The sequence below is a fragment of the Amycolatopsis sp. NPDC028719 genome, from assembly GCF_055565395.1.
Window position 1 is genome coordinate 558,510 of the sequence record NZ_JBVHUL010000006.1, and the last position, 10,915, is coordinate 569,424.

11 protein-coding genes are annotated in these 10,915 nt (G+C 71.3%); 1 reads left to right on the forward strand and 10 read right to left on the reverse strand.

All coding sequences use genetic code 11. The features are described 5' to 3' along the window. Positions 1-35: 35 nt before the first annotated feature. The 10 genes from ACZ4TR_RS30570 to ACZ4TR_RS30615 are packed head-to-tail and all read right to left on the reverse strand — an operon-like array spanning position 36 to position 9,791. Entirely contained in the window at positions 36-602 is a 567-nt protein-coding gene (locus ACZ4TR_RS30570) for an outer membrane protein assembly factor BamB family protein (protein WP_465290733.1), read from the reverse strand. 18 nt (positions 603-620) lie between these two features. Further along, positions 621-1,661, reverse strand: coding sequence for a serine hydrolase domain-containing protein (locus tag ACZ4TR_RS30575; protein WP_465290684.1), 1,041 nt, complete (start codon positions 1,659-1,661; stop codon positions 621-623). Positions 1,662-1,696: 35 nt separating this feature from the next. Beyond that, positions 1,697-3,259: an ATP-binding cassette domain-containing protein gene (locus ACZ4TR_RS30580; protein ID WP_465290685.1), complete on the reverse strand. Its 1,563-nt coding sequence runs from the start codon at positions 3,257-3,259 to the stop codon at positions 1,697-1,699. After that, complete coding sequence (locus ACZ4TR_RS30585) at positions 3,256-4,149, reverse strand: ABC transporter permease (protein ID WP_465290687.1); 894 nt, start codon at positions 4,147-4,149, stop codon at positions 3,256-3,258. Before ACZ4TR_RS30585 ends, ACZ4TR_RS30580 begins: the two co-directional genes overlap by 4 nt. Then, positions 4,146-5,102, reverse strand: a complete 957-nt coding sequence (locus tag ACZ4TR_RS30590) for an ABC transporter permease (RefSeq protein WP_465290689.1) — start codon at positions 5,100-5,102, stop codon at positions 4,146-4,148. The genes ACZ4TR_RS30585 and ACZ4TR_RS30590 overlap by 4 nt, the downstream gene beginning before the upstream one ends. Then, on the reverse strand, positions 5,099-6,664 hold the full coding sequence (locus ACZ4TR_RS30595; RefSeq protein WP_465290691.1) for an ABC transporter substrate-binding protein: 1,566 nt from the start codon (positions 6,662-6,664) through the stop codon (positions 5,099-5,101). The genes ACZ4TR_RS30590 and ACZ4TR_RS30595 overlap by 4 nt, the downstream gene beginning before the upstream one ends. Positions 6,665-6,697: 33 nt before the next feature. Then, on the reverse strand, positions 6,698-7,120 hold the full coding sequence (locus ACZ4TR_RS30600) for a thioesterase family protein (RefSeq protein ID WP_364515935.1): 423 nt from the start codon (positions 7,118-7,120) through the stop codon (positions 6,698-6,700). After that, positions 7,113-8,042, reverse strand: a complete 930-nt coding sequence (locus ACZ4TR_RS30605) for a 3-hydroxyacyl-CoA dehydrogenase NAD-binding domain-containing protein (protein WP_465290693.1) — start codon at positions 8,040-8,042, stop codon at positions 7,113-7,115. Before ACZ4TR_RS30605 ends, ACZ4TR_RS30600 begins: the two co-directional genes overlap by 8 nt. Further along, positions 8,035-8,928: a beta-keto acid cleavage family enzyme gene (locus ACZ4TR_RS30610; protein ID WP_465290695.1), complete on the reverse strand. Its 894-nt coding sequence runs from the start codon at positions 8,926-8,928 to the stop codon at positions 8,035-8,037. Before ACZ4TR_RS30610 ends, ACZ4TR_RS30605 begins: the two co-directional genes overlap by 8 nt. Beyond that, positions 8,928-9,791: a TetR/AcrR family transcriptional regulator gene (locus ACZ4TR_RS30615; RefSeq protein ID WP_465290696.1), complete on the reverse strand. Its 864-nt coding sequence runs from the start codon at positions 9,789-9,791 to the stop codon at positions 8,928-8,930. Before ACZ4TR_RS30615 ends, ACZ4TR_RS30610 begins: the two co-directional genes overlap by 1 nt. 349 nt (positions 9,792-10,140) lie before the next feature. On the opposite strand from ACZ4TR_RS30615, the gene ACZ4TR_RS30620 reads away from it, so the two are divergent. Continuing rightward, positions 10,141-10,719, forward strand: coding sequence for a DivIVA domain-containing protein (locus ACZ4TR_RS30620; protein ID WP_465290698.1), 579 nt, complete (start codon positions 10,141-10,143; stop codon positions 10,717-10,719). The last annotated feature ends 196 nt before the right edge of the window (positions 10,720-10,915 follow it).

Consider the following 10,915-nt stretch of genomic DNA (forward strand, 5'->3'; position numbering starts at 1 on the left):
CGGTGACCGTCCCGCGTCGCGCTGCCGCAGCTGGTTCAGGTGACGACGATCTTGCCCGTGTTCTGGGGGAAGATCGTGATCTCCGTACCCACCGGGACTGTCAGGTTCTGCGGCGACATCGCGGTCTGGGCCACTGTGTTCTCGACCGCACCGGGAGCGCCGGCGGCGGAGTCCCAAACGCGACCGAGCGTCACCGTGCACTCGGCGGCCGCCGCCGTCACCGCCGCGGCGCGGATCTGGTTGCGCTTCGACGGCGGGACCGGTGCGGGTGCCGGGGCGACCTTGCCGCCGAGCTTGAACGCCCACAAGTGGTCGCCCTTGGGGATGTCGGGGTAGGGGAGGCCGTTGCCGCCGGCGAAGACCGCCAGGTACTGCTCGCCGTCGATCTCGTAGCTGATCGGGCTGGTGTGGACGCCGGCGCCGCACTGGAAGCGCCACAGCTCGCGGCCGTCGACGTCGTTCATCGCGAGGAGGTTGCCGTCCGGGCCGCCCTGGAACATCACGCCGCCGTCGGTGGTCAGGATGCCGTTGCCGTGGGCCAGGGACCACTCGCTGTCCTTGCTCCACACCAGCTTGTTGGTGCGCGGGTCGACCGCGGCGATCCCGCCCGCGAAGTAGCGTCAAAGGCAACCCGCCAGCGTCGTCAGCAGCAGGGAACCGCGCTCGTCCGTGTCCTCGGACTGCAGCTCGCTCGTCGTGAACGAGAACCCGAGACCCTCCTCCGGCCACGCGCCGTGTCGCCCACCACCCGCGCCGGAGTGGCCGAACGCGACCGGGGCCGGACCGTAGGTTCCGATGGCGTCCGCCAGCTCGTAGCCGAGGCCGAAGCGGAGCGGGCGGTCGTTGATCACGTCCGTGCCCGACGACCATTCGCGGGTCGCCGCCGAGAGGACCGGCGCGGGGACCAGGCCCGCGCAGATCCGGTCGTAGAGCCGTGCCATCGCCGCGGCCGTGCCGGTCGCGCCGCCCGCCGCGAGCTCCGCGCGCCGGTACCCGGCCGAGTTGATCGTGTCGGGCTCCAGGAGCCCGCGGTACATCCGCTCCACGATCTTCCGCCGCTCGGGGTCGTGCAGGAACGTGCTGATCCGGTAGTCCGGCGAGTGCGTCAGCCGTGCCACGCGGTGGTCCTCGGCCGCGGGCGTGCCGAGGTGGAGGTCGAAGCCGCCCAGCAGGGCACGCACGACCGCGCCCGCGTTCTGTCCGGTCACCCGGCGGATCAGCTCGGTGCAGAGGTACCCGTAGGTCGTCGCGTGGTAGGCGACCCGGGACCCGGGCGTCCACAGTGGCCGTTGGGCCGCCAGGGCCGCGGCGTTCGCCCGGTTGTCCGGAAAGGACACTTCCGCCTCGACGTACGGCAGCCCCACCGTGTGGGACAGCACGTGGGACACCCGAGCTTCGGCACGGAACTCCGGCCAGTACGTCGTGACGCGCTCGGAAGGATCGAGCAACCCTCGCGCCGTCAGCAGCGCCATCACGGTGGCCACCACGCCCTTGGTGCCGGAGAACAGGACCACCAGCGTGTCCCGCGTCCAGCCCGGCCCGCCCCACAGCTCCACGAGGACTTCGCCCCGGCGCACCACGCTGAACGCCGCGCCCCCGGACGTCTTGGCCAGCACGGTGGCGAACGCCTCCCGCACCGGCTCGAAGCCCGGCGCCACCATGCCATTCACAAGAGGGCCGTTCACAAGAGACCCCCTCACAAGCGCGGGGTCGCGGCCAGCAGCTCCCGCGTGTAGGCGTGCGACGGCGCGTCCAGCACGCTTCGCACCGAGCCTTCCTCGACGATCGCCCCGCCCTGCAGCACGGCGATCCGGTCGGCGACCTCGCCGGCCAGCGCGATGTTGTGCGTCACGAACAGCATCGCCATCCCGAGCTCACGACGCAGCTCCCCGAGCAGCTCGACGATCGTGGCCTGCACCGAAACGTCCAGCGCGGACGTCACCTCGTCGCACACCAAGACGTCCGGCGTCGTCACCAGGGCACGGGCGATGGCGGCCCGCTGCCGCTCGCCCCCGCTGAGCTGCTCCGGCAGCCGGTCGGCCGGCGCCCGCCCGAGCCGGACCCGGTCGAGCACCTCGGCAACGCGCTCGCGGCGTTCCGCCCGCGACATCGACGTCAGCCGCGTCAAGGGCACCTCGATCGACTGCGCCACCGTCTTGCGCGGGTTGAGCGAGGAGAACGGGCTCTGGAACACGTACTGGATCCGGCGCCGCTGCTCGTCGGACCGCTGCCGAGTGGACGCCGGCAGGCCGGTGCCCGCCAGGGAAATCGTCCCGGAGTAGGAGCTGGTCAACCCCGCGATGCACTGCGACAGTGTCGTTTTGCCGGACCCGGATTCGCCGAGCAGCAGCAGGCACTCGCCCCGCGCGACCGAGACGTCGACCCCGCGCAGCACCACGTGCTGTCCATAGGAGACGGTCACGCCCTTCGTCGCGAGCACGGGCTCGGCCGCGGGGGGAGGTGCGACCACCGCGTCGGGATCGGGCACGGCGTCCAGCAGCCGCCGCGTGTAGGCGTGCGACGGACTCCGCAGCACCGACGCGGCCGGCCCGCACTCGACGATGCTCCCGTGGTACATCACCGCGACGCGGTCGGCGATCTCGGCGACCACCGCGAGGTCGTGGGTGATGTACAGGGCGGCGACGCCGTGTTCGGCGGTCAGCGCCCGGACGGTCTTCAGCACCAGGGCCTGCGTGACGACGTCGAGCCCGGTGGTCGGCTCGTCGAGCACCACCATGGCCGGGCGGCACGCGAACGCCATCGCGATGCCGACGCGCTGCTGCTGCCCGCCGGAGAGCTGGTGCGGGTAGCGGCGCCGGTACGCCGGGTCCGCCGGCAGCCCGACCTCGGCCAGGACCTCGGCGACGCGGTCCTCGACCGAGCCCGGGAAGCCGTGCGTTTCCAGGACCTCGGCGATCTGCAGCCCGATCCGCAGCGCCGGGTTCAGCGACAACGCCGGATCCTGCGGAATGTAGGCGACCGTGCTGCCGCGCAGCTTCCGTCGCGCCGCGGTGTCGAGCGCGAGGACGTCGACGAAATCCTCGCCACGCGGGCACACGGTGATCCGGCCACCGGACACGGCGAGCCCGCGGCGGAAGTGGCCGAGCGCGGCCAGCCCGGCGGTGGTCTTGCCGGAGCCGGACTCGCCGACCAGGGCCAAGACCTCGCCGGGAGCCACGGCGAAGGACACGTCGTCCAAAACGGGCACCCCGGCCGTCGTGCGGACTGCGAGCCCGGTGACCTCGAGAGCGGCGTTCATGCGCGAGCCTCCCGCTTCCGGCCGGCGGCGGCCGAGGCCAGGGCGTCGGCCACCAGGTTGGTCCCCACGGTGAGCGCGGCGATCGCCAGCACCGGCAGGAGCACACCCCAGGGCTGGACGACGAGCGCGATCCGGTTCTCGTTGATCATCAGGCCCCAGTCGGCCGACGGCGGCTGGATGCCCAGGCCGAGGAACGACAGCGACGCGATGTACCCGATCGAATAGGTCAGCCGCAGCCCGATCTCCACCATGAGCGGCCCGGTGATGTTCGGCAGGATCTCCCGCAGCAGGATCCGCGACCGGGGCACGGCGTACATCTCGGCCGCGCGGATGTAGTCCTGGCCGCGGACGGCGACCGTCGCCTGCCGGGCGACGCGAGCCGTGCGCGGCGCGTGGGTCAGCCCGATGACCAGCACCAGCAGCCAGCCTTCCGGCCCGATCACCGCGATGGCGAGCAGCGCGATCACCAGCTGGGGGAAGGACAGCAGGACGTCGTTGCCGCGCATCAGCAGGCTGTCGAACCGGCCGCCGCCGTACCCGGCGACCATGCCGAGCAGCGCGCCCAGCACGATCCCGAGCACGGTGGCCAGCACGGCGTAGAGCAGCAACGTCGTCCCGCCGGCGAGGAACCGGGTGAGCACGTCGCGGCCGAGGCCGTCGGTGCCGGCGACCCCGTCGGGCTTGAACGGCTTCCCGGCGAAGTCCGTGGTGGTGTGCCCGGTGAGCACCGGCCCCAGCCACGGTCCGAGCAGCGCGATGAGCACCACGGCGAGAGTGAGCCCGGTGCCGATCTTGGCCTGCGGGAATCCCCACGCGGTCCGGAAGAGCCCGCCGGAGCGGGCCGGCGGCGCGGCTTCGGTGACGGTCCCGGGGAGTTCGACGGCGGTCATCGGCCTGCCTCCGTGCGTAGTTTCGGGTCGGCGAGGATGCCGACGACGTCCGCGAGCAGGTTCACGACGATGTACACCGCGGCGATGAGCAGGGTGATCGCCTGGACGACGGCGACGTCCCGCTTGCCGACCGCGTCGATGAGCGCCTGGCCGATCCCGGGGTAGCGGAAGAGGAACTCGACGACCACGACCCCGCCGGCGAGCCACGCCAGCTGCAGCGCGACGACCTGGGCGACCGGCCCGATCGCGTGCGGCAGCGCGTGCCGGACCAGCACGGTCCGTTCGCGCACGCCCTTGAGCCGGGCCATCTCGACGTACCCGCTGTCGAGGACCTCGTTCATCGTCGCCCGCATCATCCGGGTGATGTAGGGCGTCACGACCAGCACGAGGGTCAGCACCGGCAGCACGAGCTGGGCCGGCTCGTCCCACACCGCCTCGCCGGGCGCGGTGATCGTCACCGACGGGAAGATCTTGAACACCGTCGTCGAGAGCAGCACGACCAGCGCGACGCCGATGACGAACTCCGGCAGCGCGGCGATCACCAGGCTGATGCCCGAGACCACCTGGTCGGCGGCGCGGTCGCGGCGGATCGAGCTCCACGTGCCGAGGCCGAGGCCGAGCGGGGTGGCCGTCACCGCGGCGACGACCAGCAGCACGAGTGACGCCGAGATCCGGTCGCCCAGCAACGCCGTCACCGGGCCCTGGGTGGACGTCGACGTGCCGAGGTCGCCGGTGAACAGGCCACCGAGCCAGTCGAGGTAGCGCTGCCACACGGGCAGGTCGAGGTGCAGCTGGTGCTGCAGCGCGGCGACCCGCTCGGGGGTGGCCTGCTGGCCGAGGATGGCTCGCGCGGGATCGCCCGGCAGCAGCAGCGTCGCGACGAAGACCAGCAGGGACACCACCCAGAGCACGAGGACGCTGACGAGCAGCCGGCGCAGGATCAGCCGTGTCATCTCACGCCTCCTTCGTCGCGGGAGAGCCAGGCGTTGCGGAACTGGTAACCGCTCAGCGAGATCCCGGTGCGGTCCGGAACGAGCCCGGCGACGTACTTCTGGTGCGCGTCGACCTGGTTGACGAAGCCCCAGACGATCAGCCCGCCCCGCTCGTACTCGATCTTCTGCGCCTGTTTCAGCAGGCCCGCGCGGGCGGCCGGGTCCACTGTGGAACTCGTCCGGGTGACCAGGTCGACGAACTCCGGGTCCTGCCAGTGGGTCTCGTTGTACGGCGCCTTCGGCAGCGTGCCGGAGGCGACCTGGGGGAGGTAGTTGCGGGTGTACCAGAAGTCCTGCGCGAAGTCCCAGGACAGGTAGTTCTCGCCGTAGAAGGTCGTGGTGTCCAGCTTGCGGATCCGGACGGTGATGCCCGCCGCCTTGGCCTGCTGCTGGAACACCTGCGCCGCCTCCACCGCGCCCGCCTGGATCGGCGCGGTGACCAGTTCCACATCCAAAGTGGAGTGCCCGGCCGCGGCGAGGAGCTGCCGCGCTTTCTCGACGTCCTGCTTGCGCTGAGGGAGCTCCTTTGCATAGGCCGGGTCGAAGGGCGCGTAGAGGTCGTTGCCGAGCCGGCCCTGTCCACTGAGGACCTGGTTGATCATCTGCTCCCGGTCGACGACCAGCCGCATGGCCTGGCGCACCCGGACGTCGTCGAACGGCGGCCGGTCGACCCGCATGGTGAACGGCAGCCAGGTGCCGGTCTCGGCGGCGAGCACCTCGATCCGCGGGTCGCTGCGCAGGACGTCCACCAGCGCCACCGGCACCTGGTCGATGGCGTCCACCTGGGACGAGAGCAGCGCGTTGATCCGGGCGTCGTCGTCGGCGAAGTTGATCAGCGCCAGCTCGTCGAGGTAGGGCTGCCCGGGGCGCCAGTAGTGCTCGTTGCGGGTGAACGTGCTCTGCTGCCCGGCCGTGAACGAGCCGGCCTTGAACGGGCCGGTCCCGATCGGGCGCTTGACGTCGAAGTCCGCCGGGACGATGCCGAGCGAGTACTGGCCGAGCAGGTCGTCGAACCCCGCGTCGGGCGAGCTCAGCCGGAACTCGACGGCCCGGTCGCCGCTCGGCGCCACCTCGGCCAGCATGGTCAGCCCGGCCGCGCCGCTCTTGGGGTCCTCCGGGTCCATGATCCGCTTGAAGGTCGCGACGACGTCGGCCGGCGTCACCGGGCGGCCGTCGTGGAACCTCACGCCGTCGCGCAGCACCGCTGTCCACGTCCGGGCGTCGGGGGACGACGTCAGCGACTGCGCCACCAGGAACTGGAGTTCGTAGTCGTGGTCGCGGTTCAGCAGCGGCTCGTACAGGTTGATGGCCCGCGCGATGTCCGGGTTGGTCGCCGGGGTGTGGGGGTCCAGGGTGTCGGATGCGCCGCCGCCGGTGACGCCGACCCGCAGCGTGCCCCCGGCGCGGGGCGGCCCGGTCGGCGCCGGCGCGGCGTACGTCGCCCCGCACCCGGCGGCCAGCAGCGCGACGCCGGTGACGCCGAGGAACCTTCGTCGGGTGAATGGCCTACATCGCTCTTCCATGGTGGGGACTTCCGGTGGGAGCGGGTGTTCGGGTCAGGTGATGGCGCGCCCCGCGTAGTCCGGGACCGGTCCGAGGTGTACGCGCAGCCGCTCCGCGACGTCGTCGGGAAGCGGCGAAGCTCTCGAGTCCGTGACGTGGATCGCCAGGATCTCCTCGGTGGCGACGAGGTCACCCGCGACCCGCATCTCGTGGCAGAGGCGGACCTTCTTCGCGCCGAGGCCGACCACCGACGTGGTGACGGCCAGCTCGGCGTCCGGCCCGACTTCGCGCAGGTACCGGACGTGGGCTTCGACGGTGTACAGCGAGGAACCGCTGCGCTCCGGGCCGAGGCCGACAGTGTCCATCAGGTGCGTTGTCGCGTCGCCGAAGACCAGGACGTAGTACGGCTCGGACAGGTGGCCGTTGTAGTCGATCCACTCCGGACGGACGCGGTCGTGGTAGGACAGTTCAGCCATCGCGTGCCTCCTCGACGGCCCGCTGGACGGCGATGATCGCCCGGTCGCGCTCGGCGATCAGATCGGCGATCGTGCGGTCGCCGGCCTCGTCTTCACAGCCCTCGACGACCGCGTCACGCAGTTCCGGCGTCAGCTCGGGTGCTTCGAGGCGGGTCCACGGCGCCTTCAGCGACGGGCCGAAGTGATCGAGCATGTGCGCCATGCCGCCCTCACCGCCGGCGAGGTGGAAGGTGAGCATGGGGCCCTGGACGGGCCAGCGCAGGCCCGGTCCGGCGGTGATGGCGGTGTCGATCTGCTCGACGGTGGCTTCGCCGTGGTCCACCATGTGCAGGGCCTCGCGCCAGAGCGCCTCCTGCAGCCGGTTGGCGATGAAGCCCGGGACCTCGCGGTCCATGGTGATCACGGTCTTGCCGACCCGCCGGTAGAAGGCCGCGGCGTGCTCGACCGCCCACGCTTCGGTGCGCTTTCCGCCGACGACCTCGACCAGCGGGATCAGGTAAGGCGGGTTGAACGGATGCCCGACGACCAGGCGTTCCGGCGTCACGGCGTCGGCCTGCATCGCCGTCATGCCGTAGCCGGACGTCGAGGACGCGATCACGATCCCGGCCGGGGTGGCCGCGTCGATCTCGGCCAGGAGCTTCTGCTTGAGGGGGAGGTCCTCGGGGGCGCTCTCCTGGACGAAGGTCGCTTCGGCGACCGCATCGGCGAGGGTGGCCACGACGCCCAGGTTGTCCCGGCTCGCGCCCTCGGCGAGGCCGAGCGAGGTCAGCGCGGGCCAAGCGGCGTCGACCAGCCGTCGCAGCTTCGCCTCGGCGTCCGGCGCCGGGTCCCAGGCGCGGACGTGGAAGCCCTGGGCGAGGAAGTGCGCGACCCAGCCACCGCCGATCACGCCGGCGCCGACGCACGCGATCGTCTCAGGCATGGACGCGCTCCTTCAGGCCGAGGATCTCGCGGGCGCGGGAAGCGCTTGCCACGGTGGCGCCGAGGTCCTGCACGATCCCGACGGCGCGCTCCACGAGCTGCCCGTTGGTCGCCTTCACACCCTTCGCCAGGTAGAGGTTGTCCTCGAGTCCTACCCGGACGTGCCCGCCGAGCAGCACCGACTGCGCGACCCACGGCATCTGGTCCCGCCCGACGGCGAACGACGCCCACTGCGCGCCGTCCGGCAGCAGCCGGACCATCGCCTGCAGCAGCCCGGGATCGACCGGCGCGCCGTAGGGGATGCCCATGCAGAGCTGGAAGAGCGGGGGAGCGTCGATCAAGCCTTCGTCGACCATTTTGGACGCGAACCAGAGGTGCCCGGTGTCGAAGATCTCCAGCTCCGGCTTGACACCGAGTTCCTGGATCCGCTTGGCGCCGGCGCGCAGCATGTCCGGTGTGGACACGTAGAGCTGGCTGCCCTCACCGAAGTTGAGGGAACCGCAGTCGAGCGTGCAGATGTCCGGTAGCAGCTCTTCGACGTGCGGCAGCCGGTCCATCGCGTTCACGAGGTCGGTGCCGTCGACCGGCTTGAGCGGGTCCTCCTGGTCGATCACCAGGTCGCCGCCCATGCCGGCGGTCAGGTTGACCACGACGTCCACACCGGACTCTTTCACCAGGCGCACGACTTCGCGGTAGAGCGGGACGTCCCGCGACGGTGCCCCGGTCTCGGGATCCCGGACGTGGATGTGCACGACGGCCGCCCCGGCGTTCGCGGCCTCGACGGCACTCGCGGCGATCTGCGCGGGCGTGACGGGCACGTGCGGGCTCCGGCCGACGGTGTCCCCGGCCCCGGTGAGGGCACAGGTGACGATGACCTCGTGGTTCATCAGTCCCCTTTCACGATGGACCTCTCGATGAAGTCGTGCAGGTGTTCTCGCATGCTCTCGGCCGTGCTGCCCGGGCGGCCGGTCAGCACCTGGATGCCGAGGCCGTCGATCAGCGCGGTGAGCCGGGTGGTCGCGGCGTCCGGGTCGGCCACCGAGAACACGCCCTGCTCGCGGCCGGAGCGGATGGTCATGGCGATCGTGCGTTCCCAGCGGCCGATCGAGTCGTGGTACAGCGATCGGAACGACGGGTCGAGCGCAACCTCGTTCCACACCTGCAGCCACACCGACCACTCGGCACGCAGGACGCCGTCGGTCGGCAGCTGCAGCTCGACCAGCCGGTGCAGCCGCTCGTGCGCGTCCTCGATGGAGTGCAGTTCCGCGACTTGCCGGTCGAAGGCGAGCTTCACGTTGCGCCGCAACGCTTCGTTGAGCACCTCGGTCTTGCTCGGGAAGTGGTAGTGGATGGTGGCGGTGCTCGTCCCGCACGCCTGGGCGATGTCGGCGATGCGCACCTTGTGGTAGCCGCGTTCGGCGATCAGTGCCCAGGCCGTCTCGAGGATGCGACGGCGCGGCTCGGACTGGGCGAGGTGGTCGGGATCGTCGCTCACCGGGCGGGCGGCGGGTGCGGGCACCGCCGTGACGGTGACCGCGTCGTCGCTGCCGTTGAGCAGCCAGTTGACCGTGACGCCGCAGTGCTCGGCGACGCGGACCAGTTCGTGCGGCGAGAACCGGCGGGTGCCGTTCAGCGCCTTGGACAGCTTCGTCTCGTCGAGCCCGATCGCGGCCGCGAACTCCCGCTGGGCCCCCGGCACGGCCTTGACCAGGCCGCGGACCCGGTCCCGCAGCTCGGCGGTTTCGTCCATGCCAGGAGACGGTAACCCCACCTTGCGATAATCGCAATATCCGAGCGGGGAAGCTTGTGGTTGAGGGAAGTTGCGAAGCCAGACTGACTGATGAGTCAGTCGGCCGGCGTCGCCGGGCGCCTCGGCGCATGCCCAGCTTCCCGACGTCGCAGTACCTCGATCGAAGGCGCAAGACGGTCCTGCGGCATGCACCTTATGGCCGGGAAAGCAAAATAAACGTCCCGACCGGGTGATGGCGTCCCCCGCTTTTCTTGCCTGAAAGAACGGGTTATTCCACCGAAAGTGGTTTGGCGCACCGATAGGGGTTTTTCGGATTGCCGGTGACCTCGACCTTGGCGACAATCGGGGCATGGAGAACACGGTTTCCGAACCCGAGGCAGCGCCGGAGTCCGACGTCCGGTTCCCGATCGTTCTGCGAGGGTACGACCGCCGGCAGGTGGACGAGTACGTGCGGGTCGCGGAGAAGCGGGTGGATCGGCACGAGAAGGCGCGGCGGGTCGCGGAGCGCAGGTTGGCCAAGGCGCAAGTGCCGGCCCCCCGGACGCCCCAGCCGGACGATGCCGCCGGGCTGGGCAAGCGGATCGACAAGATCCTCCAGGTCGCGAAATCGGAGGCCGCGGAGATCAAGGAGCAGGCTCGTAAGGAGCGTGAGGCGCTGCTGGCGGCCGCGGAAAAGACCGTCGCCGAGGCGGAAAGCGCCGCCGCGGAAACCGACCGCACCGCGCAGCGGGACGCTCAGCTCGTCATCTCCCGCGCGGAGGAGGAAGCCGCCGCCATCCGGGCCACGCACCGGGCGGTGCTGGACCAGCTGGGCCGGATCGTCGACACCGTCGAGGAGCTGCGCGAGCGGTTCGGCGGCGAGGCCGACGCCGGCGGGGAGAGCCCGGCCGAGCCGGCGACCACGGACTCCGTGCCGTCTCCGGCCTGACCGCCGCACGGCCACGACGCGCCTTCGCGGCGAGGGCCAATGGGGTCACTGCGGTCACGCCCGCCGAACCGCCCTGCCGCGGGAGGCAGCTGGTGGGGCACCGCGCGGGTGGCCGGCAACGGGGCGAGCAGCGGGACGCCCGCCGGATCGAGGTGGTGGGCGACCAGGTTGCGCAGCAGGTCGACCGGTTCGCCGA

Coding starts and splice junctions, on each gene's coding strand:
- ACZ4TR_RS30620 (WP_465290698.1), top strand. CDS start 10,141: ATGGAGAACACGGTTTCCGAACCCGAGGCAGCGCCGGAGTCCGACGTC.
- ACZ4TR_RS30590 (WP_465290689.1), bottom strand. CDS start 5,102: ATGACACGGCTGATCCTGCGCCGGCTGCTCGTCAGCGTCCTCGTGCTC.
- ACZ4TR_RS30605 (WP_465290693.1), bottom strand. CDS start 8,042: ATGCCTGAGACGATCGCGTGCGTCGGCGCCGGCGTGATCGGCGGTGGC.
- ACZ4TR_RS30615 (WP_465290696.1), bottom strand. CDS start 9,791: ATGGACGAAACCGCCGAGCTGCGGGACCGGGTCCGCGGCCTGGTCAAG.
- ACZ4TR_RS30575 (WP_465290684.1), bottom strand. CDS start 1,661: ATGGTGGCGCCGGGCTTCGAGCCGGTGCGGGAGGCGTTCGCCACCGTG.
- ACZ4TR_RS30585 (WP_465290687.1), bottom strand. CDS start 4,149: ATGACCGCCGTCGAACTCCCCGGGACCGTCACCGAAGCCGCGCCGCCG.
- ACZ4TR_RS30600 (WP_364515935.1), bottom strand. CDS start 7,120: ATGGCTGAACTGTCCTACCACGACCGCGTCCGTCCGGAGTGGATCGAC.
- ACZ4TR_RS30595 (WP_465290691.1), bottom strand. CDS start 6,664: ATGGAAGAGCGATGTAGGCCATTCACCCGACGAAGGTTCCTCGGCGTC.
- ACZ4TR_RS30580 (WP_465290685.1), bottom strand. CDS start 3,259: ATGAACGCCGCTCTCGAGGTCACCGGGCTCGCAGTCCGCACGACGGCC.
- ACZ4TR_RS30610 (WP_465290695.1), bottom strand. CDS start 8,928: ATGAACCACGAGGTCATCGTCACCTGTGCCCTCACCGGGGCCGGGGAC.